The following is a 23,718-nucleotide window of genomic DNA, read 5'->3' as shown; positions in this document are numbered from 1 at the left end:
CCCGTCTCATGAACGATCCCCAGAATCCCGCTCTTGCCGGCATGATGCAGCGTGCATTGGCCGAACGCGTCTACAACTTCTCCCCGGGCCCGGCCATGCTGCCGGCCGAAGTGCTGCAACAGGCTGCCGAGGAAATGCTGTCATGGCGCGGGACCGGGGTTTCGGTGATGGAGATGAGCCATCGCAGCCGCGAGTTCGAGGGCATCCACAACGAGGCCATCGCCGACCTGCGTGAGCTGCTGCATATCCCCGACAATTTCCGCGTGCTGTTCCTGCAGGGCGGGGCCATTGGCGAAAACGGCATCGTGCCGCTGAACCTGATGCGCCTGCGCAATGCCGAGCAGCCCAAGGCCGACTTCGTCGTCACCGGCACCTGGTCGATCAAGACCGAGCAGGAAGCGCGCCGCTACGGTACGGTCAATATCGCCGCGTCCAACGAGGCGGAAAAATTCCACCGCATTCCCGCTGTTGCCGACTGGAAGCTGTCGGATGACGCCGCCTACGTGCACCTGTGCACCAACGAGACCATTGTTGGCGTCGAGTTCCAGGACATTCCCGATATCGGCCAGGTCAAGGGCAAGCGCGTGGTGGTGGCCGATGCTTCCAGCCATATCCTGTCGCGCCCGATCGACTGGTCGCGCGTGCAGGTGGTCTACGGCGGCGCGCAGAAGAATATCGGCCCGGCCGGCGTCACCATCGTGATCGTGCGCGAGGACCTGCTGGGCCACGCGCATCCGCTGTGCCCGTCGGCATTCAACTGGCGCCAGGTGGCCGAGAACAATTCGATGTACAACACGCCGCCGACGTACGCCATCTACATCGCCGGACTGGTCTTCAAATGGCTCAAGCGCCAGGGCGGCGTGCCGGCGATCGAACAGCGCAATATCGCCAAGGCTACGGCGCTGTACGACTTCCTGGACCAGAGCGACTTCTACCGCAACGAGATCGCTCCGGGCTGCCGTTCGCGCATGAACGTGCCGTTTTTCCTCGGCGACGAATCGCGCAACGATGCCTTCCTGGCGCAGGCACGCGCCAATGGCCTGGTGCAACTCAAGGGACACAAGACCGTGGGCGGCATGCGCGCCAGCATCTACAACGCGATGCCGCTGGAAGGTGTGACGGCGCTGATCGATTTCATGCGCGAGTTCGAACGCACCTCGGCCTGAGGCGCGTGTCCGCGACACAGCCCACGCGCCATCGCGCGCGCGGGCTGGCGCGGACAGGTTTTTCCCCGGCCGCCGCGCCCCGGCGGCCCACCGGATTCATACAATGACAAGTCAAGACAGCACCCCTGCGCACGAGGAGACGCAGCCCAACGGCAACCACCTGAGCGAGGCCGAACGCAACCTGTCGGTCGAGCTGGCGCCGCTGCGAGAGCAGATCGACACGGTGGACCGCGAACTGCTGGCCATGCTGAACCAGCGGGCCAAGCTCGCGCTCGCGGTTGGCGAGGTCAAGAAGAAGTATGGCGCGCCCGTGTTCCGCCCGGAGCGCGAGCTGCAGGTCATCCGCAAGGTGCAGGGTGCCAATCCGGGTCCGCTGCTGGGCGAGAGCGTGGCCGCGATCTGGCGCGAGGTGATGTCCGCCTGCCGCGGGCTGGAGAAGCCGCTGGAAGTCGCTTTCCTGGGCCCGGCCGGCACGTTCTCGGAGCAGGCGCTGTATGCGCACTTCGGCCATGAGGTGAGCGGCGTGCCTTGCCCCAGCATCGACGAAGTGTTCCGCGCGGTGGAGGCAGGCACTGTCGAATACGGCGTGGTGCCGGTGGAAAACTCGACCGAGGGCGCGGTGTCGCGCACGCTCGACCTGTTCCTGCAGACGTCGCTGAAGATCAGCGGCGAGATCGCGCTGAAGGTGCATCACAACCTGATGGCGTCGACGCCCGACATGAAGGGCGTGACCGTGGTGCGCGCGCACGCGCAGGCGCTGGCGCAGTGCCAGCACTGGCTGACGGCCAACTATCCGCACCTGGAGCGCCAGGCGGTGTCGAGCAATGCCGAAGCCGCGCGCATGGCCAGCGAGGACCCCACCGTCGCGGCGATCGCCGGCGAATCGGCTGCGAACCGCTACCACCTGCACCTGGTGCGCACGCATATCCAGGACGATCCGCACAACCGCACGCGTTTCGCCGTGATCGGCCGCTACGAGACCGAGCCGTCGGGCAGCGACCAGACCTCGATGATCCTGTCGGTGCCGAACAAGGCCGGCGCGGTGTACCAGCTGCTGGCGCCGCTGGCCGAGAACGGCGTGTCGATGTGCCGCTTCGAATCGCGTCCGGCGCGCAGCGGTGCGTGGGAGTATTACTTCTACGTCGACGTCGAAGGGCACCAGCATGAGCCGGCGGTGGCACGCGCCATCGACGAACTGCGCCGCAACGCGGCCTATCTGAAGGTGCTGGGCTCGTATCCGTCGAGCAAGTAAGGTGAATAACCAAGGCCAGCGCAACCGGAGCAAGGAGACAAGATGGCAGAACAGGGTAAGCATGGCGGCACGGTGTTCGGACCGGACTATGTGCGGGCGATCTCGCCGTACGTGGCCGGCAAGCCGATTTCCGAAGTCGCGCGCGAGTTCGGCCTGGACGAGGCCGGCATCGTCAAGCTCGCCTCCAATGAGAATCCGCTGGGCATGCCGGCGTCGGCGCAGCGCGCCGTGGCTGCCGCCGTCGCCGACCTGGGGCGGTACCCTGATTCAAACTGCTTTGCGCTGAAGGCCGCTTTGTCGGCGCGTTTCGGCGTGCCGGAGGACTGGCTCACGCTCGGCAACGGCAGCAACGACATCCTTGAGCTGGCCGCACATGCGCTGGTCGAGCCCGGCCAGTCGATCGTCTATGCCGAGTACTCGTTCGCGGTCTATGCGCTGGCGACACAGGAGATCGGCGCCCGGGCCATCGAAGTGCCGGCGCGCGATTACGGCCACGATCTCGATGCCATGGGCGCGGCGATCGCGCCGGATACGCGGCTGGTCTTTATCGCCAACCCCAACAATCCCACCGGCACCTTCCTGCCGGCTGCGCAGATCGAGGCCTTCCTGCGGTCGGTGCCGCCGAACGTGGTGGTGGTGCTGGACGAGGCCTACAACGAATTCCTGGATGCCGACCAGCAATACGATTCGATCGAGTGGGTGCGCCGCTATCCCAACCTGATGGTGTCGCGCACCTTCTCCAAGGCGTATGGCCTGGCGGGGCTGCGCATCGGCTATGCAGTGGCACAGCCGGCGCTGACCGATCTGCTTAACCGCATCCGCCAGCCGTTCAATGTCAACAGCGTGGCGCAGGCCGCGGCGATCGCGGCGCTGGGCGATGCCGAGTTCCTGCGCCGTAGCGCGGAGCTGAACCGTGCGGGCAAGGCGCAGCTGATCGAGGCTTGCGATCGTCTCGGGCTCGAATACGTGCCGTCGTCGGGCAACTTCGTGCTGGTCCGCGTCGGCGACGACGACGGTGCCGGTGCACGTGTCAACCTGGCCTTGCTCAAGCAGGGCGTGATCGTGCGCCCGGTGGGCAACTACAACCTGCCGCGCTGGCTGCGCGTGACCATCGGCCTGCCCGAGGAAAACGCGGCCTTCATTGCGGCACTGGAGCGGGCGCTGGCGTAAGCCCCGCTACAATCGCGGCGATTCGCGCCGGGCCGCTGTGCCCGGCGCCGTGCCTTTTTGCTATCGCTCGGCCCGGCCGAGCCACTGCCCGTCGGGCCTGAAATCGTGAGTGCTTTGCATTTTTCCCGTGTTGTCATTGTCGGCGTCGGCCTGATCGGCGGCTCGCTCGCGCTGGCGCTCAAGCGTGCCGGCGTGGCGGGCACGGTGGTCGGCGTGGGCCGCTCGCCCGCGTCGCTGCAGAAGGCGCTGGACCTTGGCGTGATCGACGAGGCGGCGACGCTCGCCGATGCCGCGCGCGGCGCCAGCGTAATCGTGCTGTGCGCGCCGGTGGCGCAGAACTTTGCGCTGCTGCATGCGCTGGAGCCGCACCTGCAGCCCGGCACCATCGTCACCGATGCGGGCAGCACCAAGTCCGACGTGATCATGGCGGCCAAGACCGCGCTGGGCGACAAGGTCGCGCAGTTCGTGCCGGCGCATCCGATCGCCGGGCGCGAGCTCAACGGCGTGGAAGCCGCGCTCGCCGACCTGTATGTCGGCAAGAAAACCGTGCTGTGCCCGTTGCAGGAGAATTCGCGCGCCGATGTCGCGGCGGTCCGCGCAATGTGGGAGCAAGCCGGCGCGCAATGCCACGTGATGTCGGCGGTGCAGCACGACGCGGTGTTCGCGTCGGTCAGCCACCTGCCGCACGTGCTGTCGTACGCGCTGGTGGCGCAAGTGGCCAATGCCGAAGACGCTGCGCTGAAGCTGGATTTTGCCGGTGGCGGGTTCCGCGATTTCACGCGCATCGCGGCCTCGTCGCCGGAAATGTGGCGCGACATCTGCGTAGCCAACCGCGAGGCGCTGCTGCGTGAACTGGGCACCTACCAGTCGGTGCTTGCGCACCTGAAGACGCAGATCGAGAAGGGCGACGGCGACGCGCTTGAACGCATCTTCACGCGCGCCAGCAAGACCCGGCTGGCCTGGGGCGCCGAACGCGCCGCGGGCAACAACCATATCGAACCGTAATACGAACCCCGAGGCGCCCCGGCGCCTACCGAGACCATGGAACACCTGACGCTTGGCCCCCTGACTCGCGCCACCGGCACCGTGCGGCTGCCGGGCTCGAAGAGCATCTCCAACCGCGTGCTGCTGCTGGCCGCGCTGGCCACCGGCGAAACCCGCGTGCGCGACCTGCTCGATTCCGACGACACCCGCGTGATGCTGCAGGCGCTGCGCACGCTGGGCGTGGCGTGGCGGCAGGACGGCGCCGATTACATCGTGGCCGGCGCCGGCGGCAATTTCCCGAACAAGTCGGCCGAGCTGTTCATGGGCAACGCCGGCACGGCGATCCGCCCGCTGACGGCCGCGCTGGCGCTGCAGGGCGGCAGCTACAAGCTATCGGGCGTGCCGCGCATGCACGAGCGGCCGATCGGCGACCTGGTCGACGGCCTGCGCCAGGTCGGCGCGGTGATCGACTACCTTGGCAATGAAGGTTTCCCGCCGCTGCATATCCAGCCCGCCGGCATCCGCATCGACGCGCCGATCCGCGTGCGCGGCGATGTGTCGAGCCAGTTCCTGACCGCGCTGCTGATGAGCCTGCCGATGGCGCAGAGCGACAGCGGACGGATCGAGATCGAGGTGGTGGGCGAGCTGATTTCCAAGCCCTATATCGAGATCACGCTGAACCTGCTGGCGCGTTTCGGCATCCAGGTCGAGCGGCAGGGCTGGGAACGCTTCGTGCTGCCGGCCGGCGCGGCCTACCAGTCACCCGGCGAGATCTATGTGGAGGGCGATGCGTCCTCGGCATCGTATTTCCTGGCGGCCGGGGCGATCGGCGGCGGGCCGGTGCGGGTCGAGGGCGTGGGCATGACCAGCATCCAGGGCGACGTGCGTTTTGCCGATGCGCTCAACCGCATGGGCGCCAACATCATGGCGGGCGACAACTGGATCGAAGTGCGCGGTACGGAACGCGACGATGGCCGGCTGCACGGCATCGAGCTCGACTGCAACCACATCCCCGACGCGGCCATGACGCTGGCGGTGGCGGCGCTGTTTGCCGAAGGCACCACGACCCTGACCAATATCGCCAGTTGGCGCGTCAAGGAAACCGACCGGATCGCCGCGATGGCAACGGAACTGCGCAAGCTGGGCGCAGTCGTGGAAGAAGGGGCGGACTATCTGCGTGTGACGCCGCCGCCCGCCTGGCAGACCCCGGCGGACGGCATTGGCACCTATGATGACCATCGCATGGCGATGTGTTTCTCGCTGGCCGCATTCGGGCCGCTGCCGGTGCGGATCAACGACCCGGGTTGCGTGGCGAAGACGTTCCCGGACTACTTCAGCGTATTTGCCGGCGTTACGCGCTGACCAGGTCGCCGGTCGTGGCGCGGGTCCTGGTTGCTTCGCCGCTGGCAGGAGCCTGGCGGCGCTCGCGCCGTTCCCAGTAGCGATCGAAGAAGTAGTGCGCCACGGTATTGACGGCCGGTTCGATGAACGTGATGGCACCGCTGATGGCAAGGCTGCCGGTCAGCGCATACGTCACGCTGAAAGCGATGCCGAGGTGCATGATGCCGAACGTCAGGGTTTTTGCCATGGTAGATTGCCTCGCAACTGAAAACTGGAGGGTGCTGGCCGCGATTGCGGCGAAGCGCCATGAATCAAATGATAATGATTCTCAGTTGGTTTAACAATAAATCGTTTCTTTGAGTTTCATAACCAATGACTATTGTCAGCGTCATCACCATTGACGGGCCGACCGCCTCGGGCAAGGGAACGGTCGCACACAAGGTCGCCGACGCGGTGGGATTCCATCTGCTCGACAGCGGGGCCCTGTACCGGCTGGTGGCGTTGGCCAGCGATCGCGCCGGCGTTGACCTGGCCGACGTGGACACCCTGGCAAAGGTCGCCTCGCGCCTTGAAGTGAAGTTCGGCCCGGACCGGGTCTGGCTGCAGGGAGAGGAAGTCAGCCTGGCGATCCGTGCGGAGGCCATCGGCAACCGCGCCTCGGCCATCGCCGTGCACCAGCCGGTGCGCGACGCGCTGACCCAGCTGCAGCGCGACTTCCGCAAGCTGCCAGGCCTGGTCGCCGACGGCCGGGACATGGGCACCGTGATCTTTCCGGACGCCCAGTTGAAAGTGTTCCTCACGGCAAGTGTTGAAGCGCGTGCTCGCAGGCGCTATAAACAATTGATTGATAAGGGAATTTCTGCTAATATCGAAGACCTTTTGCGTGACCTCGAGGCGCGCGACGCGCGGGATCGCAACCGCGCCGCCGCACCGCTGCGTCCCGCCGAGGATGCAAAGCTGCTGGATACCTCCGACATGACGGTGGATCAGGCAGTGGCGCAGGTGCTGGAGTGGTTTGCCGCTGTGCGGTCCGGTGCATGAATGCATCGGACGCATGACAAGCGAACGGACCTCGCCCGCACCAGATGGGGCCAGCCCGGACATGCCTGATCGGCCCGACGCTGGCTTGTGTAAAACCTGACCCCGCTGCACTGGCAGACTGAGCGCGATAGTCGCGCCGGCCAGCGTACTGCGGATTTCACCTTACGTTTATGTCCGACCTGCAAACTAACGAATCCTTTGCCGCACTGTTCGAGGAATCGATCGCCCGCTCCAATATGAAGGCTGGCGAAGTGATCTCCGCTGAAGTCGTGCGCATCGACCACAACTTCGTGGTCGTCAATGCCGGCCTCAAGTCCGAGGCATTTGTGCCGGTGGAGGAGTTCCTGAACGACCAGGGCGAACTCGAAGTGCAGGCCGGCGACTACGTCTCCGTGGCCATCGACGCACTCGAGAACGGCTATGGCGACACCATCCTGTCCCGCGACAAGGCCAAGCGTCTGGCATCGTGGCTGAACCTCGAGAAGGCGCTGGAAGACGGCGAGATCATCTCGGGTACCGTGACCGGCAAGGTCAAGGGCGGCCTGACGGTCATGGTCAACGGCATCCGCGCGTTCCTGCCGGGCTCGCTGGTTGACGTGCGTCCGATCAAGGACACCACCCCGTACGAAGGCAAGACCCTGGAATTCAAGGTCATCAAGCTGGACCGCAAGCGCAACAACGTGGTGCTGTCGCGCCGCGCCGTGGTCGAAGCGACCCTGGGCGAAGAGCGCCAGAAGCTGATGGAAACCCTGAAGGAAGGCGCCATCGTCAACGGTATCGTCAAGAACATCACCGACTACGGTGCGTTCGTTGACCTGGGCGGCATCGACGGCCTGCTGCACATCACCGACCTGGCCTGGCGCCGTGTCCGCCACCCGAGCGAAGTGCTGTCGGTTGGCCAGGAAATCACCGCCAAGATCCTCAAGTTCGACCAGGAAAAGAACCGCGTCTCGCTGGGCGTGAAGCAGCTGGGCGAAGATCCGTGGGTCGGCATCTCGCGCCGCTACCCGCAAGGCACCCGCCTGTTCGGCAAGGTGACCAACCTGACCGACTACGGCGCGTTCGTCGAGATCGAAGCCGGCATCGAAGGCCTGGTGCACGTGTCGGAAATGGACTGGACCAACAAGAACGTGGCTCCGTCGAAGGTTGTCCAGCTGGGCGACGAAGTGGAAGTCATGGTCCTGGATATCGACGAAGACAAGCGTCGTATCAGCCTGGGCATGAAGCAGTGCAAGGCCAACCCGTGGGACGATTTCTCGCGCAACCACAAGAAGGGCGACAAGCTGAGCGGCCAGATCAAGTCGATCACCGACTTCGGCGTGTTCATCGGCCTGCCTGGTGGCATCGATGGCCTGGTGCACCTGTCCGACCTGTCCTGGCAAGAGTCCGGCGAAGACGCCGTGCGCAAGTACAAGAAGGGCGACGAAGTCGAAGCCGTGGTTCTGGGCATCGACGTCGACAAGGAGCGCATCTCGCTGGGCATCAAGCAGCTGTCGGGCGATCCGTTCAACAACTTCATCTCGGCCAACGACAAGGGCTCGATCGTTACCGGCACCATCAAGGCCGTTGACGCCAAGGGCGCCGTGGTCCAGCTGGCTGACGACGTGGAAGGCTACCTGCGTGCTTCGGAAATCTCCGCTGACCGTGTGGAAGACGCCCGCAACGTGCTGAAGGAAGGCGAGCAGATCACCGCCCTGGTGGTGAACGTCGACCGCAAGTCGCGCAATATCAACCTGTCGATCAAGGCCAAGGACAGCGCAGAGCAGCAAGAAGCGATGCAGAAGTTCCAGGCTGACACCGGCACGGCTGGCACGACCAACCTCGGCGCCCTGCTGAAGGCCAAGCTCGGCCAGGACAACCAGTAATCGCAGGCCCCCGCGCTTGCGCGTATGCCCATGACCAAGTCGGAGCTCGTCGAAAAACTGGCTGCCCGCTTCCCGCAGCTGCTGCTGCGGGATGCGGACATCTCGGTCAAAACGATACTCGACGCGATGTCCGAGGCGCTGGCCGATGGCCATCGCATCGAGATCCGCGGATTCGGCAGTTTTGGTCTGAACAAGCGTCCGCCTCGCGTGGGGCGCAATCCCAAGTCCGGCGAACGGGTGCTGGTACCTGAAAAACGGGTGCCGCACTTCAAGGCGGGCAAGGAGTTGCGCGAACGGGTTGACCGCAGCCAGCCGGCGCCTGCGGGCGTCAATGGCAACGGCCATTCCGTCGGTACGGCCCAGGCCGTGCCGGGCAAGGCAAGCACTGGCGCCGCTGCAGCGCCGCTGCACGAGGGCGGACTGAACCTGGTCCGGCCCTGAGCATCGGCTGCCTGCCCAGTTGTCTGGCAAGTCAAAAAAAGCGCCCCAAAGGGCGCTTTTTTTTATTCTGCAGCGCTATGCCTGCTGCTCGCGCCCGATGAGGCATCGCCGCGCAATACGTGTCAGCGCCCGCAGAGCCACGCGCGTTAGCCTCCCGTAACCGCCGCGTTACCGAATCGAGGAAGTGATTCCGCTACAATGCCGGGGTCATTGCCGGCCCGCGCGCAAGCGCCGGCGCCGCTTAAACGTCACGCTGCCCGTCACGCTGCCAAGCTGCCTACCTGCATGAAACTGTTCGCCTGGATCGTCCGTATCGTCGTATTCGTGCTGCTGTTCGTGCTGGCGCTGCGCAATACCGCCGACGCTTCGCTGCAGCTGTTCTTCAACGCCGTCTGGCACGCCCCGCTGATCCTGATCCTGTTCGCCGCCTTTGTGCTTGGCGCGGTCGCGGCGCTGGCCTCGGTGGCGCCCGGCCTGATGCGCCAGCGCATGGAGGTCGCCAAGCTGCGCCGCGCACTGACGCAGGTGCAGGCGGCCGCCGCTTCAGCATCGCCGCAGCCGGCCGCTGCAAGCACGGCCACGCCGCGCGACGCCAAGCCGGTCCCTTACAACGTAGTCGGCCCGAAAGTCTGATCCATGATGTTTGAAACCTGGTGGTTGCTGGCGCTGCCACTTGTCTTTGGCCTCGGCTGGATGGCGGCGCGCTTCGACGTGCGGCAGCTTATCAGCGAGCAGGGCGCGCTGCCGCGTTCGTATTTCAAGGGCCTCAACTTCCTGCTCAACGAGCAACCCGACAAGGCCATCGACGCCTTTATCGAGGTGGCCCGCCTTGATCCCGAGACCACCGAACTTCACTTTGCCCTTGGCGCGCTGTTCCGCCGCCGCGGCGAAACCGAGCGCGCCATCCGCGTGCACCAGAACCTGGCAACCCGTCCCGACCTGCCCGAGCCGGAGCGCGAACATGCGCTCTACGAACTGGGCCAGGACTTCCTGCGCGCCGGCCTGCTGGACCGCGCCGAAGAGTCGCTGCGCCGGCTGATGTCCGGCCCGTACGCAGCCTCGGCCAAGCGCGTGCTGCTCGAGCTGTACGAGGTCGAGAAAGAGTGGCAGAAGGCCATCGACGCCGCGCGCGAACTGCAGACGCTGGAGCAGAAGAGCTACAGCCTGCAGATCGCCCAGTTCTGCTGCGAACTGGCGCAGGATGCGCTGCAGCGCAAGCGTCCCGAAGATGCGGTGAAGTGGCTGAACCAGGCCATCGAAGAAAATCCGGCCAATGTGCGCGCGCCCATCCTGCTGGGCGACGTGGCGGCCGCCGCTGGCGACGCCCGTGCCGCGCTCGGCCACTGGCTGGGCATCGAACGACAGGACGCCTCTTATCTGCCGCTGGTCGCCGACCGCGTGGTCAAGGCCTACGCCAGCCTGCAGCAGGAAGGTACGGCGCTGGAGTGGCTGCACGGCCTGCTCAAGGGCAAGCTCGCGCCGGAACTGCTCGACACCGCCTACAAGGCCGAGCTCGAAACGAACGGCCCCGAGGCCGCGGCGCGCCTGATGCGCGAGCAATTGCGGCGCCAGCCCACGCTGCTGGCGCTGACAAAGTACTTTGAGGCGCAGGCCGCCGTCACCTCGGCCGAAGTGCCGGCAGGTGCCGATGCCCCCGCCGAGGACGGCGCCAGCGAGCGCGATCAGGAAACCGGCGCGATCCGCGACCTGCTGCAGGCGCGCACGCGCAACCTGGCGCGCTACACCTGCCGCGAATGCGGTTTCCGCGCCCGCCTGTTCTACTGGCAATGCCCGGGTTGCAACCGCTGGGAAACCTACGCCCCGCGGCGTTCCGAGACGCTCGGCTGAGCCCGGCGCGCAGCACCACAGAATCTGACCTGAAGCCATGAAAGTCACCATTATCGGCAGCGGCTACGTCGGCCTCGTCACCGGCGCTTGCCTGGCGGAGCTGGGCAACGATGTGTTCTGCCTCGACCTGGACGAAAAGAAGATCGCGCTGCTCAATGCGGGCGGCGTGCCGATCTACGAGCCGGGCCTGCAGGAGCTGATCCAGCGCAACCGCGCCGCCGGCCGCCTGGTTTTTTCCACCGACGTCGCCGCCAGCGTCGAGCATGCCGACGTGCAGTTCATCGCCGTCGGCACGCCGCCGGACGAAGACGGCTCGGCGGACCTCAAGTACGTGCTGGCCGCGGCGCACAATATCGGTCGGCACATGACCGGCTTCAAGGTCGTGGTCGACAAATCCACCGTGCCGGTGGGCACGGGCGACCGCGTCACGGCCGCGATCCGCGAGGAACTGGCCGCGCGCGGGCTGGAAGACCTGCAGTTCTCGGTGGTGTCGAACCCCGAGTTCCTGAAGGAGGGCGCCGCCGTCGAGGACTTCATGCGCCCCGACCGCATCGTGCTGGGCTGTAACCCGGACGCCGCCGGCCGCCATGCGCAGGCCACCATGCGCACGCTGTACGCGCCGTTCAACCGGCACCATGAGCGCACGTTCTACATGGATGTGCGTTCCGCCGAGTTCACCAAGTACGCCGCCAATTCGATGCTGGCCACGCGGATCTCGTTCATGAACGAACTGGCGAACCTGGCCGACGAGGTCGGCGCCGATATCGAACTTGTGCGCATGGGTATCGGCTCGGATCCCCGCATCGGCTACAGTTTCCTGTATGCCGGCGCGGGCTACGGCGGTTCGTGCTTTCCCAAGGACGTGCAGGCGCTGATGCGCACCGCGGCCGACCATGGCAAGTCCATGCGCGTGCTCGAGGCGGTGGAAGCGGTCAACGGTGCGCAGAAGCGCGTGCTGGGCGAGAAGATCGTGCGCCGCTTCGGCGACGACCTTGCCGGCCGCACCTTTGCCATGTGGGGGCTGGCCTTCAAGCCCAATACCGACGATATGCGTGAGGCGCCGTCGCGGGTCCTGGCGCGGGAGCTGGTGTCGCGCGGCGCTGCGCTGCGCGTGCACGACCCGGTGTCGATGGTTGAAGCACGCCGCGCACTGGAGTCCGACCTGTCCGACCTGCCGGACGCGATGGCGCGCGTCAGCTTCCACGACAACCAGATGGATGCGCTGGACGGTGCCGACGCGCTGGCCATCGTGACCGAATGGAAGGTATTCCGCAGCCCGGATTTCGGCCAGATCAAGCGGCGGCTGAAGACGCCGGTGATCTTCGACGGGCGCAACCTGTACGAGCCCCAGGCGATGGCCGAGAGCGGCGTCGAGTACCACGCCATCGGCCGCGCGGCCCGGCCCGGACAACAGGCGGCGCACGATTCCGCGAACAAATAGAGCGTGCACGGGTCAACGACTGATCAACGACATGCTGACGAGGCGGCGCTGGCTGCCTCGCAATCGCCAAGGATCTTCATGAACAAGACCATCCCGCAGGAACAGATCCGGCAGTCCCATATCCTGGTGGTCGGCGACATGATGCTGGACCGCTACTGGTTCGGCGACGTCGAACGCATCTCGCCGGAAGCCCCGGTGCCGGTGGTGCAGGTCAAGCGCAGCGACGAGCGCCTGGGCGGCGCCGCCAACGTGGCGCGCAACGCCGCTGCGCTGGGCGCGCGCGTGGGCATGCTGGGCGTCGTCGGCGACGACGAGCCGGCGCGCACGCTCGAGGCGCTGCTCGCCGAGAGCCACGTCGAGCCCTACCTGCACCGCGACTCCAAGCTAAATACCACTATCAAGCTGCGCGTAGTCGCCCACCAGCAGCAACTGCTGCGCGTGGACTTCGAAAACGCCCCGGCGCACGAAGTGCTGGCCGCGGTACAGGACCGGTTCCAGGGCCTGATCAACGACTACCAGGTGCTGGTGCTGTCCGACTACGGCAAGGGCGGCCTGACGCACGTTTCCCGCATGATCGACGCCGGCCGCGCAGCCGGCCGCAAGGTGCTGATCGACCCCAAGGGCGACGACTACTCGCGCTACCGCGGCGCCACGCTGATCACCCCCAACCGCTCCGAGATGCGTGCCGTGGTCGGCGCCTGGAAGACCGAGGCCGACCTCACCATCCGCGCGCAGAACCTGCGCCGCGAACTGCAACTGGAGGCGCTGCTGCTGACGCGCTCGGAGGAGGGCATGACGCTCTACACGGAAGCCGAAGTGCTGCACGTCTCGGCCCAGGCGCGCGAGGTCTATGATGTATCGGGTGCCGGCGATACCGTGATCGCCACGCTGGCGACCATGCTGGGCGCGGGCGTGACGCTCAAGGAAGCCGTGCAGCATGCCAACCGCGCCGGCGGCATCGTGGTCGGCAAGCTCGGCACCGCCGTCGTTACCTACCCTGAATTGTTCGGCACCGCCCCGTGACGCGCGGCGCCCATTACTGAAGCAACCATGACCATCATCGTGACCGGCGCCGCCGGCTTTATCGGCAGCAACCTCGTCAAGGGCCTGAACGAACGGGGCGAGACCAATGTCATCGCCGTCGACAACCTGACCCGCGCCGACAAGTTCCACAACCTCGTCGACTGCGAGATCTCCGACTACCTGGACAAGGAGGACTTCCTCGAGCGCTTTGCAAAGGGACAGTTCGGCAAGGTCCGCGCGGTGTTCCACGAAGGCGCCTGCTCCGACACCATGGAGAGCGACGGGCGCTACATGATGGAGAACAACTACCGCTACACGCTGTCGCTGATGGAGAGTTGCCTGGAGCAGGGCGCGCAGTTCCTCTATGCTTCGTCGGCCGCGACCTACGGCGCCTCGCAGGTGTTCCGCGAGGACCGCGAGTTCGAGCGTCCGCTGAACGTGTACGGCTACTCCAAGTTCCTGTTCGACCAGATTGTGCGGCGCAGGCTGCCGTCTGCACTGTCGCAGATCGTCGGCTTCCGCTATTTCAACGTGTATGGCCCGCGCGAGAACCACAAGGGCCGCATGGCGTCGGTGGCTTTCCACAATTTCAACCAGTTCCGCGCCGACGGTACCGTGAAGCTGTTCGGCGACTACGGCGGGTATGGTCCCGGCATGCAGAGCCGCGACTTCATCTCGGTCGAGGACGTGGTCAAGGTCAACCTGTACTTCCTTGACCATCCCGAGAAGTCCGGCATCTTCAACCTGGGCACCGGCCGGGCGCAGCCGTTCAACGACATCGCCGTCACCGTGGTCAATACGCTGCGCGAGGCGGAAGGCAAGCCGAGCCTGTCGCTGGAAGAGCTGGTACAGGAAGGCCTGGTCGAGTACGTCAAGTTCCCCGACGCGCTGCGCGGCAAGTACCAGTGCTTTACGCAGTCCGATGTGTCGAAGCTGCGCGGCGCCGGCTACGGTGAGGCCTTTCTGACGGTCGAGGAAGGCGTGGCGCGCTACTGCCGCTGGCTGATCGGGCGCAACGGCTGACGACCGCATCCAGCATTTCCTCGATCCCGATGACCGGCCGACACGTTTTCGTGCGGCCGGTGTCAACTTGTGTTGCCGTATGCGCCGTCGTGGCGCGCTGAACCTATCCTGAGCTGGCCTCGCCGCGATGGCGGGGTGGTACTTCACACCATCCACAGCAAAGGAGCTTTCATGTTCAAGCATTGGGTCTGGCAACTCGTCCGTCGTTTTTCCCTGCTGGCTGCGATGTGCCTGTGCGCGGGCGGCGCGGCGCATGCCGCCATCGACGTCAATACGGCCGACGAGGCCGCGCTGACGTCGGTCAAGGGCGTCGGCCCCGCCACCGCACGCAATATCGTCAACGAGCGCAACAAGCGCGGTCCGTACAAGGATGCCGCCGATCTTGCCGAGCGTGTCAGCGGCGTAGGGCCGAAGTCCGTGGCCAGGTTGCAGGAAGGGGGGCTGGTATTCGGCGCCGCCGCCGCTGCTGCACCGGCACCCTCGGCTCCCGCTGCCAAGCCCGCCAAGGCGGCTGCCGCGCCGCCAGCCGGTGCCGCCAAGGCAGCGCGCTGAAGCTTCAACCGGAGCCTGTCTCCCTGTGCCGGCTCCGGATGCGTCCGGGCTCGTCGTTGCTGGTACGTCTCGTGCTACACCTGTGCGGCTTCGCAGCCATCCGGCTGCGGAGTATCATGCGGACGCCGCGCCGGCAGGATCTGCCGCGCGCGCGCGCCGGCCGGCAATATGCAGCCGGTTGGCGGCGATCACCAACCACAATCGCGGCGGCCGCTGACGCAGCGGCCCGCCCGGACACAGGGAGCACAACATATGGCGAATGGCGAGGACGCGGGTTTCCTGCCGAAATGGCGGCTCAAGACCGAAGGGGTAATCGGGCCCGACGAACGGCTGCCGGCCGGCCAGACGCTGCTGGCCGGCATCCAGCACGTGGTGGCGATGTTCGGCTCGACCGCCATCGCGCCGATCCTGATGGGCTTCAATCCCAATATCGCCATCCTGTTTTCCGGTATCGGCACGCTGATCTTTTTCCTGTGCGTGCGTGGCCGGGTGCCCAGCTATCTCGGCTCCAGCTTTGCCTTTATCGCCGTGGTGATCGCCGCCACCGGCTATGCCGGCAGCGGCCCCAACCCCAATATCCCGGTGGCACTGGGCGGCATCATTGCAGCGGGCGCGCTCTACACAGTGATCGGCCTGGTGGTGCAGGCAGTGGGCTACGCCTGGGTGGAAAAGCTGATGCCGCCGGTGGTCACCGGCGCGATCGTCGCGGCCATCGGGCTGAACCTGGCCCCGGTTGCGGTCAAGGCGGTCAGCGGCTCGTCGCTCGATACCTGGGTGGGCCTGCTGACGGTGCTTGCCGTGGGCCTGGTTGCGGTGCGCGCGCCGGGCATGCTTGGCCGCCTGCCGGTACTGATCGGCGGACTGGCGGGGTACCTTGCCTACTACGTGGGCACCAGCGTGATGGGCCTCGGCAAGCCGATCGACTTCTCCGGCGTTGCCGCGGCGAGCTGGTTCGGCCTGCCTGCGTTCAGCGCGCCGGTGTTCGAGGTCAGCGCCATGCTGCTGATCGCGCCGGTGGCGATCGTGCTGGTGGCTGAGAACCTTGGCCACATCAAGGCGATTGGCGTGATGACGGGCCGCAACCTCGATCCGTATATCGGCCGCGCGTTTATCGGCGACGGCATCGCGACCATGCTGTCGGCCAGCGGCGGCGGCACTGGCGTGACCACCTATGCCGAGAACATGGGCGTGATGGCGGTCACCAAGATCTACTCCACGCTGATCTTCGTGGTGGCGGCGGCGGTGGCCATCCTGCTGGGCTTTTCGCCCAAGTTCGGTGCGCTGATCCTGACCATCCCGGGGCCGGTGATCGGCGGGCTGACCATCGTGGTGTTCGGCCTGATCGCCGCGACCGCGGGCCGGATCTGGGTGCAGAACAGGGTGGACTTCTCCAGCTCGCGCAACCTGATCACGGTCGGCGCCACCTTGACGGTGGCCGCCGGCGACCTGACGCTGAAGCTGGGCGGCATGACGCTGGGTGGCATCGGTACCGCAACCTTTGGCTGCATTCTGCTGTACCACCTGCTGGGCGAAGGCAACCACGAGGCCGACTGAGTAGCGCAGGGAAGGGGAGCGAGGCGGGGCGCGTTTGCGCAAATCCCGCCTGTCGGCGAGGGAAAGGTGACTGGATTACAATGGCCGGCGAACCTGACCTACCATCGCCCACCCCCTCCCCCATGGCTTACAAGACAATTGAAGACACCATCGGCAATACGCCGCTGGTCAGACTGCAGCGCATTCCCGGTGCCGCCAACGACGCGCGCGGCAATGTGATTCTCGGCAAGCTGGAAGGCAACAACCCCGCCGGGTCGGTCAAGGACCGCCCGGCGGTATCGATGATTGCCCGCGCCGAGGCGCGGGGCCGCATCAAGCCGGGCGATACGCTGATCGAGGCCACTTCGGGCAATACCGGCATTGCGCTGGCCATGGCGGCCGCCATCCGCGGCTACAAGATGGTGCTGATCATGCCCGAGGACCTGAGCCTGGAGCGGCGGCAGAGCATGGCGGCCTACGGTGCGGAGATTGTCCTGACGCCGGTGAAGGGCGGCATGGAATACGCCCGCGACCTGGCGGACGCGATGGAGCGCGAAGGCAAGGGCGTGATCCTCGACCAGTTCGCCAACCCCGACAACCCGCAAGCCCACTACGAAGGCACCGGCCCCGAGATCTGGCGCGATACCGACGGGCGTGTCACCCATTTTGTTTCGGCGATGGGCACGACCGGCACCATCACCGGCGTGTCGCGCTATTTGAAGGAGCAGAACCCGGCGATCCAGGTCATTGGCGCCCAGCCGGCCGAAGGCTCGCGCATCCCGGGCATCCGCAAGTGGCCGGAAGCCTACCTGCCCAAGATCTATGATCCCGCGCATATCGACCGCACCGAGCCGGTGAGCCAGGCCGATGCCGAGCACATGGCACGCCGCATGGCGGCTGAGGAGGGTATCTTCTGCGGCATCTCGGCGGCCGGCGCATTGTGCGTGGCGTTGCGGATCGCCGAGGAAGTGGAGAACGCCACCATCGTCTTCGTGGTGTGCGATCGCGGCGACCGCTACCTGTCGACCGGCGTGTTTCCGGCCTGATGTTCCCGCCTGCTCCCGGCCTGATCCGGGCCTGATCCGGGCCTGATCCGGGCGGCGGCCGCAGACAAGAAAGCCTCGCGCAAGCGAGGTTTTTTTGCGTCTGGGTGTCAGGCGTGGCTCAGCCCATTGCCGCCTTGACCGCTTCGCCCAGCTGGTACACCGCCAGTGCGTAGAAGAAGCTGCGGTTGTAGCGCGTCAGCACATAGAAGTTGCGCAGGCCCAGCAGGTACTCGGTCGGCTGGTCCGGCGTGGGCAGGTCCACCACCAGCACGCCGGTCTCGCCTTCGCGCGCCGTGTCGATGGGCTCGTCCACGCGCAGGCCGGCGCGGGTCAGCTGGTTGAGCGTGCGCGTCGGCCACGGTTCGCCATCCGCGGCCGCGGTGGCGACGCCAAGGCTACCGCTGTCGCCGGCAATGCGCCATACCACCGGCCGGCCCGGTTCCCAGCCATGCAGCTGCAGGAAACGCGCCACGCTGCCGATCGCATCGGTCGGGCTGTTGCGCAGGTCGATGCGGCCATTGTTGTCGTAGTCGACGGCGTATTCGCGCAGGCTGGTCGGCATGAACTGCGGGATGCCGATCGCGCCGGCGTATGAGCCCAGCACCGAGTACACATCGGTGCGCGTATCGCGGCACCACAGCAGGTAGTCGGCCAGCTGGTTGCGGAACAGCGTGGAGCGCGCGGCGCGGTTCGGCGTGTCGGGATAGTCGAAGGCCAGCGTCGACAGCGAATCGAGCACGCGGAACGTGCCCATGTCGCGCCCATAAATGGTCTCCACGCCGATGATGCCGACGATCACCGATGCCGGCACGCCGAATTCGGCCTCGGCGCGGCGCAGCGTGTCGCGGTTGTCCTGCCAGAAACGCACGCCGGCATTGATGCGGATCGGCTCGATAAAGCGCGAGCGGTACGCGCGCCAGCTTTTGCGCCCGGTGGTGGCGGGCGGCATGATCAGCCGCACCACGGTCGAGGAATAGACCGCCTGGCCGAACCAGTCCTGCAGCGCGCCGCGGTCGAAGCTGTGGCGCGCCACCATTTCATCGATAAAGGCGCGGGTTTGCGGGTTGTCGCGGTAGCGGCCGGGTTCGATTTCTTCTTCACGCACGCTGACGCGGCGCTTGCCGGCGGCGAGAAGGCTGGGGGAGAGGCCGCAGAGTCCGAGTGCGGCAGCGGAAAGCGCGGCGCCCAGCAGGGGGCGTCGCAGTGAGCGCTGGGGGTCGGTCATGGTGTCCTTTGCAAGTCGCACCGAGTATAGCGGATGCCACTGCAGCAACCCGGCGCCAGCTTGCGCGACCCGGCGCGCGAACCGGCTAACCCGGGCTCGCCAGCGAGGACGCGCATTGGGTGGCAAGGCCCGCCCTGTGCTAACGTAGCGAATGGAGACAACCGAGCGACGATAAGAGATGCCGACAGGCTATTACACGCACCCCGAGTTCCAGCGGCACGAGATGGGTCATTTTCATCCCGAGTGTCCGGAACGCCTGCAGGCGATCGAGGATCACCTGATTTCGCACGGCCTGGACGGGCTGCTGGAGCGCCGCGAGCCCACGCCGGCCACGCGCGAGCAGATCGAGCGCGTGCACCGGCCCGACTATGTCGATTCGCTGGAAAGCACCAGCCCGGCCAGCGGCTACTACCCGATCGACCCGGATACATCGATGAACGCCCACACCCTGAGCGCGGCCAAGCTGGCCGCCGGCGCCGCGGTGGCAGCGACCGATGCGGTGATCTCGGGCGAGTTCGAGAACGCTTTCTGCTGCGTGCGCCCGCCTGGCCACCATGCCGAGCCGGACCGCGCCATGGGCTTTTGCTTCTTCAACAACGTGGCCATTGCCGCACGCCACGCGCTGCAGGCGCATGGGCTGGAGCGCGTCGCCATCATCGATTTCGATGTCCACCACGGCAACGGCACCGAGGCGGCTTTCCGCGGCGACGAGCATGTGCTCATGTGCAGTTTCTTCCAGCACCCGTTCTACCCGTACAGCGGCACCGAGCACCTGGAGGCTAATATGGCAAACATCCCGCTGCCGGCCTACACCAACGGCATGGCCGTGCGCGAGGTGGTCGAGACCATCTGGCTGCCGCGCCTGCACGAGTTCCGCCCGCAGATGCTGTTTATCTCGGCCGGCTTCGACGCGCACCGCGAGGATGACCTCGGGCAGATGGGCCTGGTGGAGCAGGACTATGCGTGGATCACCGGCCAGCTTGTCGACGTGGCGCGCACGCACGCGCAGGGGCGTATCGTCAGCTGCCTGGAAGGCGGCTATAACCTGAGCGCGCTCGGCCGCAGCGTGCTGGCCCACCTGAAAGTCCTGCTGGAACGATAGGAGGCATCCGCCATGGCCGAGAACGATGCGCGCGTGGACGCGCCGCTGCTGACCGAAACGCGCGATGCCGCCGGCGTGGTGCGGGTGACCATGAACCGGCCCCAGGCCTTCAACGCCTTGTCCGAAGGCCTGCTGGACGCGCTGGCCGAGACCTTCCGCCGGCTAGCCGCCGACGACGCCGTGCGCGTGGTGGTGCTGGCCGGTGCGGGCAAGGCCTTCTGCGCCGGCCATGACCTGCGCGAGATGCGCGCGACGCCGTCGCACGACTACTACCGGCGCCTGTTCGACCGCTGCACGCGCGTGATGATGGCGATCCAGAAGATGCCGCAGCCAGTGATTGCGCGGGTACAAGGTATCGCCACCGCGGCCGGCTGCCAGCTGGTGGCGATGTGCGACCTCGCGGTCGCCGCCGACGACGCGCGTTTTGCGGTGTCCGGCGTCAACCTCGGCCTGTTCTGCTCGACGCCGGGCGTGGCGCTGTCTCGCAACCTGCACCGCAAGCAGGCCATGGAAATGCTGCTGACCGGCGATATGATCGATGCCGCCACCGCGCGCGAGCGCGGGCTGGTCAACCGCGTGGTGCCGGCCGCCGCACTGGACGACGAGGTGGCGCGGCTGGCCGCCAGTATCTGCGCCAAGCCGGCAGCGGCCGTCGCCGCCGGCAAGGGGCTGTTCTACCGCCAGCTTGAAATGGGTATCGAGGCCGCCTACCAGCTCGCCGGCCAGACCATGGCCTGCAACATGATGGATGACTCGGCGCTGGAAGGCGTGCAGGCCTTTCTCGACAAGCGCACGCCGTCGTGGCGTGGCGAATAGTCGACTTATTGTGGTTCTTTATGCTGGCTGTGCATAAAGACATCGATAAAAATTCGTTTATGGTATGAAGCGAATCGCATAAAATACCGGCTTCACAAAAATAAGTGCGGCAACAGCGCTCGAGACAAACTCGCCTGTTGCCGTTTTCTTTTGGTCACCTTTACATGATCGAACTGCAAGGACTGTCGCAGCGCTTCCCGGGCGCGTCTGGCGACGTGCATGCATTGCGGGACGTCAGCCTGTCGATTGCAGCGGGCGAAGTCTTCGGCATCATCGGCCGCAGCGGCGCCGGCAAGAGCACGCTGGTTCGCGCCATCAACCTGCTGAACCGGCCCAGCAGCGGCCGCGTCGTCGTCGACGGCCAGGACCTGACCGCGCTGGACAACGGCGCGCTGCGCCTGGCCCGGCGCGAGATCGGCATGATCTTCCAGCATTTCAACCTGCTGTCGTCGCGCACCGTCTATGACAATGTGGCGCTGCCGCTGGAACTGGCGGGCAAGCCCAAGGCGGAAATCGCCGCAACCGTGCTGCCGCTGCTGGAGCTGGTCGGCCTGTCGGCGCTGAAGGACCGCCACCCGGCGCAGATCAGCGGCGGGCAGAAGCAGCGCGTGGGTATCGCGCGCGCGCTGGCGAGCAAGCCCAAGGTGCTGCTGTCGGACGAAGCCACTTCGGCGCTGGATCCGGAAACCACGCGTTCCATCCTGGAACTGCTCAGGCAGATCAATCGCGAACTGGGCCTGACCATCGTGATGATCACGCACCAGATGGAGGTCATCAAGCAGGTGTGCGACCGCGTCGCCGTGCTCGAGGCCGGCCAGGTGGTCGAGCAGGGCCGCGTGATCGACGTGTTCCTGCGTCCGCAGCACGACGTCACGCGCGCCATGATCGGCGATGTCATTTCGCAGGAGCTGCCGGCGAGCGTGCTCAAGCGCGTCGAAAGCCGGCTCGGCAATGGCCGCGACCACGTCTACCGCCTCGCCTTCACCGGCGAGGGCGTCGACCAGCCGGTACTGGCGCAGGCGATCCGCCGCTACGGGCTGGATTTCAACATCCTGCACGGCCACATCGACGAGATCCAGGGCCAGGCCTTCGGCTCGCTGGCGATCATGGCCACTGGCGAGCTGGCCGACGTGAAGGCAGCAATGGAATACCTGCAGGCGCAAGGCGTCGTGGTGGAGGAGTTCGAGCATGTGGTCTGAAATGTTTGACCTGTTCCTGACCTCGTTCAACGAGACCCTGCTGATGGTGGCGATCTCCGGCGTGGTCGGCTCGCTGCTGGGCGTGCCGCTGGGCGTGCTGCTGCACCTGACCAATCGCGGTGGCGTGCTGTCGCACCCGCTGTTCAACCGCACCATCGGCGTGGTGGTCAACGCGGTGCGTTCGATCCCGTTCATCATCCTGCTGGTGGTGGTGATCCCGTTCACGCGCTTTATCGTGGGTTCGTCGATCGGTACCACTGCAGCGATCGTCCCGCTGACCATCGCGGCGATTCCCTTTATTGCCCGCCTGGTCGAAAGCGCGCTGCGCGAGGTCGACAAGGGCCTGGTCGAGGCCGCCCAGTCGATGGGTGCGACGACCGGCCAGATCGTGTGGAAGGTGCTGCTGCCGGAGGCCATGCCTGGCATCGTCGCCGGCCTGACCATCACCTTCGTCAGCCTGGTCGGCTACTCGGCCATGGCCGGTGCGATCGGCGGCGGCGGCCTGGGCGACCTGGGCATCCGCTATGGCTACCAGCGCTACATCACCGAGGTGATGGTGGCGGTGGTGGTGATCCTGATCATCTTCGTGCAGGCCGTGCAGAGCTTCGGCGACTGGCTGGTCCGGCGCATCAGCCACCGCTGAACCAAACTACTTCTAGAAATAGGAACGTACATCATGCAACGTCGCAACCTGCTGCAATGGATTCTCGGCGCCGCGCTCGGCGCCTCGCTGGCCACCGGCGCGATCGCCCAGGAGAAACCGATCAAGATCGGCGTCACCGGCGGCCCGCACGCGCAGATCATGGAACAGGTGAAGAAGGTCGCCGCCAAGGACGGCCTGAACATCCAGGTAGTCGAGTTCAGCGACTACATCCAGCCCAACGCCGCGCTGGCCGCCGGCGACCTGGATGCCAACAGCTACCAGCACCTGCCTTACCTGGAAGCCCAGATCAAGGACCGCGGCTACAAGTTCACGCACATCGCCTACACCGTGACCTTCCCGATGGGCGTGTACTCCAAGAAGATCAAGTCGCTCGACCAGCTCAAGCAGGGCGCGCGCGTGGGCGTGCCCAATGATCCGACCAACGGCGGCCGCGGCCTGCTGCTGCTGCAGAGCAAGGGCGTAATCAAGCTCAAGCCTAACGCCGGCCTGAAGGCGACCCCGTTGGACATCGCCGAGAACCCGAAGAAGATCCGCATCGTCGAGCTGGACGCCGCGCAGCTGCCGCGCTCGCTGGATGACCTGGATGCCGCCGCGATCAACGGCAACTACGCGGAATCGGCCGGCCTGTCGCCGACCAAGGATGCGATCGCCATGGAAGGCCCGAAGGGTCCGTACGCCAACCTGATCGCGATCCGCGAGGCCGACAAGGGCAAGCCCTGGGTGGCCAAGCTGGTGAAGGCGTACCACTCGCCTGAAATCAAGCAATACGTGAATTCGACCTTCAAGGAATCCGTGATCACCGCCTGGTAATCCTTGGCAATCGCGGTTATGTACCGGTCACTTTGAGGCTTCCGTCCAATCAGACGATGCGTGTAAGCCTCAGTTTCCGGCACAATCTCCTGACGGCTGGTGGATGCCGGGCTATGCCCGGCATCATTTTGCCGATAAAATAGTACGATCGTTCGAAAAACAGGAGAGCCGCCAAC

Annotated in this window: 23 protein-coding genes; 21 read left to right on the top strand and 2 right to left on the bottom strand. The window is 66.0% G+C overall.

The genetic code is table 11. The features are described 5' to 3' along the window. The first annotated feature begins 8 nt into the window (after nt 1–8). From serC to aroA, 5 genes are all read left to right on the top strand, one after another. Nucleotides 9–1,166, top strand: coding sequence for a 3-phosphoserine/phosphohydroxythreonine transaminase (gene serC / locus IPF36_RS14040; RefSeq protein ID WP_133094004.1), 1,158 nt, complete (start codon nt 9–11; stop codon nt 1,164–1,166). A 103-nt stretch (nt 1,167–1,269) separates the two neighbouring features. Further along, the gene (pheA, locus tag IPF36_RS14035) at nt 1,270–2,418 is read left to right on the top strand and encodes a prephenate dehydratase (protein WP_133094005.1); all 1,149 of its coding nucleotides are present in this window, start codon (nt 1,270–1,272) and stop codon (nt 2,416–2,418) included. A 42-nt stretch (nt 2,419–2,460) separates the two neighbouring features. Beyond that, a complete protein-coding gene (gene hisC, locus IPF36_RS14030; RefSeq protein ID WP_195428281.1) occupies nt 2,461–3,588 on the top strand; it encodes a histidinol-phosphate transaminase in 1,128 nt (375 codons plus the stop codon). Nucleotides 3,589–3,693: 105 nt separating this feature from the next. Beyond that, complete coding sequence (locus IPF36_RS14025; RefSeq protein ID WP_133094007.1) at nt 3,694–4,593, top strand: prephenate dehydrogenase/arogenate dehydrogenase family protein; 900 nt, start codon at nt 3,694–3,696, stop codon at nt 4,591–4,593. Nucleotides 4,594–4,629: 36 nt separating this feature from the next. Continuing rightward, nucleotides 4,630–5,934, top strand: a complete 1,305-nt coding sequence (gene aroA / locus IPF36_RS14020; protein WP_133094008.1) for a 3-phosphoshikimate 1-carboxyvinyltransferase — start codon at nt 4,630–4,632, stop codon at nt 5,932–5,934. Here aroA and IPF36_RS14015 read toward each other — a convergent pair. Next, nucleotides 5,924–6,160, bottom strand: coding sequence for a DUF2061 domain-containing protein (locus IPF36_RS14015; protein ID WP_133094009.1), 237 nt, complete (start codon nt 6,158–6,160; stop codon nt 5,924–5,926). The genes aroA and IPF36_RS14015 overlap by 11 nt on opposite strands. A 125-nt stretch (nt 6,161–6,285) precedes the next feature. Here IPF36_RS14015 and cmk point away from each other — a divergent pair, with 125 nt between their 5' ends. The 11 genes from cmk (at nt 6,286) to cysM (ending at nt 17,726) form a co-directional block, all read left to right on the top strand. Continuing rightward, nucleotides 6,286–6,954: a (d)CMP kinase gene (cmk, locus tag IPF36_RS14010; RefSeq protein ID WP_135704780.1), complete on the top strand. Its 669-nt coding sequence runs from the start codon at nt 6,286–6,288 to the stop codon at nt 6,952–6,954. A 170-nt stretch (nt 6,955–7,124) separates the two neighbouring features. Next, the gene (gene rpsA, locus IPF36_RS14005) at nt 7,125–8,819 is read left to right on the top strand and encodes a 30S ribosomal protein S1 (RefSeq protein ID WP_133094010.1); all 1,695 of its coding nucleotides are present in this window, start codon (nt 7,125–7,127) and stop codon (nt 8,817–8,819) included. A 30-nt stretch (nt 8,820–8,849) separates the two neighbouring features. After that, on the top strand, nt 8,850–9,260 hold the full coding sequence (locus tag IPF36_RS14000; protein WP_135704782.1) for an integration host factor subunit beta: 411 nt from the start codon (nt 8,850–8,852) through the stop codon (nt 9,258–9,260). A gap of 285 nt (nt 9,261–9,545) precedes the next feature. After that, the gene (locus tag IPF36_RS13995) at nt 9,546–9,893 is read left to right on the top strand and encodes a lipopolysaccharide assembly LapA domain-containing protein (protein ID WP_133094012.1); all 348 of its coding nucleotides are present in this window, start codon (nt 9,546–9,548) and stop codon (nt 9,891–9,893) included. 3 nt (nt 9,894–9,896) lie between these two features. After that, complete coding sequence (gene lapB / locus IPF36_RS13990) at nt 9,897–11,108, top strand: lipopolysaccharide assembly protein LapB (RefSeq protein ID WP_133094013.1); 1,212 nt, start codon at nt 9,897–9,899, stop codon at nt 11,106–11,108. A 37-nt stretch (nt 11,109–11,145) separates the two neighbouring features. Further along, on the top strand, nt 11,146–12,549 hold the full coding sequence (locus IPF36_RS13985; protein ID WP_133094014.1) for a UDP-glucose/GDP-mannose dehydrogenase family protein: 1,404 nt from the start codon (nt 11,146–11,148) through the stop codon (nt 12,547–12,549). Between the two features lie 78 nt (nt 12,550–12,627). Next, on the top strand, nt 12,628–13,572 hold the full coding sequence (rfaE1, locus tag IPF36_RS13980; protein ID WP_133094015.1) for a D-glycero-beta-D-manno-heptose-7-phosphate kinase: 945 nt from the start codon (nt 12,628–12,630) through the stop codon (nt 13,570–13,572). 27 nt (nt 13,573–13,599) lie between these two features. Further along, nucleotides 13,600–14,595, top strand: a complete 996-nt coding sequence (gene rfaD / locus IPF36_RS13975; RefSeq protein WP_195428279.1) for an ADP-glyceromanno-heptose 6-epimerase — start codon at nt 13,600–13,602, stop codon at nt 14,593–14,595. Between the two features lie 171 nt (nt 14,596–14,766). After that, the gene (locus IPF36_RS13970; RefSeq protein WP_135704788.1) at nt 14,767–15,147 is read left to right on the top strand and encodes a helix-hairpin-helix domain-containing protein; all 381 of its coding nucleotides are present in this window, start codon (nt 14,767–14,769) and stop codon (nt 15,145–15,147) included. A 252-nt stretch (nt 15,148–15,399) separates the two neighbouring features. Continuing rightward, nucleotides 15,400–16,701: a solute carrier family 23 protein gene (locus IPF36_RS13965; RefSeq protein WP_195428278.1), complete on the top strand. Its 1,302-nt coding sequence runs from the start codon at nt 15,400–15,402 to the stop codon at nt 16,699–16,701. A gap of 122 nt (nt 16,702–16,823) precedes the next feature. Continuing rightward, entirely contained in the window at nt 16,824–17,726 is a 903-nt protein-coding gene (cysM, locus tag IPF36_RS13960; RefSeq protein ID WP_133094019.1) for a cysteine synthase CysM, read from the top strand. 118 nt (nt 17,727–17,844) lie between these two features. On the opposite strand, the gene mltB is transcribed toward cysM, so the two are convergent. Further along, complete coding sequence (gene mltB, locus IPF36_RS13955) at nt 17,845–18,951, bottom strand: lytic murein transglycosylase B (protein ID WP_195428276.1); 1,107 nt, start codon at nt 18,949–18,951, stop codon at nt 17,845–17,847. Nucleotides 18,952–19,129: 178 nt separating this feature from the next. Here mltB and IPF36_RS13950 point away from each other — a divergent pair, with 178 nt between their 5' ends. The 5 genes from IPF36_RS13950 to IPF36_RS13930 all read left to right on the top strand — a co-directional run bounded on the left by IPF36_RS13950 (nt 19,130) and on the right by IPF36_RS13930 (nt 23,542). Beyond that, on the top strand, nt 19,130–20,053 hold the full coding sequence (locus IPF36_RS13950; RefSeq protein WP_195428274.1) for a histone deacetylase family protein: 924 nt from the start codon (nt 19,130–19,132) through the stop codon (nt 20,051–20,053). Nucleotides 20,054–20,065: 12 nt separating this feature from the next. After that, nucleotides 20,066–20,869 carry an enoyl-CoA hydratase gene (locus tag IPF36_RS13945; protein WP_195428272.1) on the top strand — a complete coding sequence of 268 codons (804 nt, stop codon included), beginning with the start codon at nt 20,066–20,068 and terminating at the stop codon, nt 20,867–20,869. Nucleotides 20,870–21,033: 164 nt separating this feature from the next. Next, the gene (locus tag IPF36_RS13940) at nt 21,034–22,068 is read left to right on the top strand and encodes a methionine ABC transporter ATP-binding protein (protein WP_133094023.1); all 1,035 of its coding nucleotides are present in this window, start codon (nt 21,034–21,036) and stop codon (nt 22,066–22,068) included. Then, nucleotides 22,058–22,711, top strand: coding sequence for a methionine ABC transporter permease (locus tag IPF36_RS13935; protein WP_116317402.1), 654 nt, complete (start codon nt 22,058–22,060; stop codon nt 22,709–22,711). Before IPF36_RS13940 ends, IPF36_RS13935 begins: the two co-directional genes overlap by 11 nt. 33 nt (nt 22,712–22,744) lie before the next feature. After that, a complete protein-coding gene (locus IPF36_RS13930) occupies nt 22,745–23,542 on the top strand; it encodes a MetQ/NlpA family ABC transporter substrate-binding protein (RefSeq protein ID WP_135704794.1) in 798 nt (265 codons plus the stop codon). Nucleotides 23,543–23,718 lie beyond the last annotated feature (176 nt).

It is taken from the genome of Cupriavidus sp. IK-TO18, assembly GCF_015549295.1.
GTDB classification, from domain to species: domain Bacteria; phylum Pseudomonadota; class Gammaproteobacteria; order Burkholderiales; family Burkholderiaceae; genus Cupriavidus; species Cupriavidus oxalaticus_A.
Note: the sequence above shows the minus strand (reverse complement) of the source record. Positions and strands in the feature narration are given on the sequence as shown.

Excerpts from the sequence above, each read along its gene's own strand:
- rfaE1 (WP_133094015.1), top strand. The coding sequence starts at position 12,628 with ATGAACAAGACCATCCCGCAGGAACAGATCCGGCAGTCCCATATCCTG.
- pheA (WP_133094005.1), top strand. The coding sequence starts at position 1,270 with ATGACAAGTCAAGACAGCACCCCTGCGCACGAGGAGACGCAGCCCAAC.
- hisC (WP_195428281.1), top strand. The coding sequence starts at position 2,461 with ATGGCAGAACAGGGTAAGCATGGCGGCACGGTGTTCGGACCGGACTAT.
- IPF36_RS13930 (WP_135704794.1), top strand. The coding sequence starts at position 22,745 with ATGCAACGTCGCAACCTGCTGCAATGGATTCTCGGCGCCGCGCTCGGC.
- IPF36_RS13985 (WP_133094014.1), top strand. The coding sequence starts at position 11,146 with ATGAAAGTCACCATTATCGGCAGCGGCTACGTCGGCCTCGTCACCGGC.
- IPF36_RS13935 (WP_116317402.1), top strand. The coding sequence starts at position 22,058 with ATGTGGTCTGAAATGTTTGACCTGTTCCTGACCTCGTTCAACGAGACC.
- lapB (WP_133094013.1), top strand. The coding sequence starts at position 9,897 with ATGATGTTTGAAACCTGGTGGTTGCTGGCGCTGCCACTTGTCTTTGGC.
- IPF36_RS13970 (WP_135704788.1), top strand. The coding sequence starts at position 14,767 with ATGTTCAAGCATTGGGTCTGGCAACTCGTCCGTCGTTTTTCCCTGCTG.
- IPF36_RS13965 (WP_195428278.1), top strand. The coding sequence starts at position 15,400 with ATGGCGAATGGCGAGGACGCGGGTTTCCTGCCGAAATGGCGGCTCAAG.
- cysM (WP_133094019.1), top strand. The coding sequence starts at position 16,824 with ATGGCTTACAAGACAATTGAAGACACCATCGGCAATACGCCGCTGGTC.
- serC (WP_133094004.1), top strand. The coding sequence starts at position 9 with ATGAACGATCCCCAGAATCCCGCTCTTGCCGGCATGATGCAGCGTGCA.
- IPF36_RS13995 (WP_133094012.1), top strand. The coding sequence starts at position 9,546 with ATGAAACTGTTCGCCTGGATCGTCCGTATCGTCGTATTCGTGCTGCTG.
- IPF36_RS13940 (WP_133094023.1), top strand. The coding sequence starts at position 21,034 with ATGATCGAACTGCAAGGACTGTCGCAGCGCTTCCCGGGCGCGTCTGGC.
- IPF36_RS14015 (WP_133094009.1), bottom strand. The coding sequence starts at position 6,160 with ATGGCAAAAACCCTGACGTTCGGCATCATGCACCTCGGCATCGCTTTC.
- IPF36_RS14000 (WP_135704782.1), top strand. The coding sequence starts at position 8,850 with ATGACCAAGTCGGAGCTCGTCGAAAAACTGGCTGCCCGCTTCCCGCAG.
- mltB (WP_195428276.1), bottom strand. The coding sequence starts at position 18,951 with ATGACCGACCCCCAGCGCTCACTGCGACGCCCCCTGCTGGGCGCCGCG.
- cmk (WP_135704780.1), top strand. The coding sequence starts at position 6,286 with ATGACTATTGTCAGCGTCATCACCATTGACGGGCCGACCGCCTCGGGC.
- rfaD (WP_195428279.1), top strand. The coding sequence starts at position 13,600 with ATGACCATCATCGTGACCGGCGCCGCCGGCTTTATCGGCAGCAACCTC.
- rpsA (WP_133094010.1), top strand. The coding sequence starts at position 7,125 with ATGTCCGACCTGCAAACTAACGAATCCTTTGCCGCACTGTTCGAGGAA.
- IPF36_RS13945 (WP_195428272.1), top strand. The coding sequence starts at position 20,066 with ATGGCCGAGAACGATGCGCGCGTGGACGCGCCGCTGCTGACCGAAACG.
- aroA (WP_133094008.1), top strand. The coding sequence starts at position 4,630 with ATGGAACACCTGACGCTTGGCCCCCTGACTCGCGCCACCGGCACCGTG.
- IPF36_RS13950 (WP_195428274.1), top strand. The coding sequence starts at position 19,130 with ATGCCGACAGGCTATTACACGCACCCCGAGTTCCAGCGGCACGAGATG.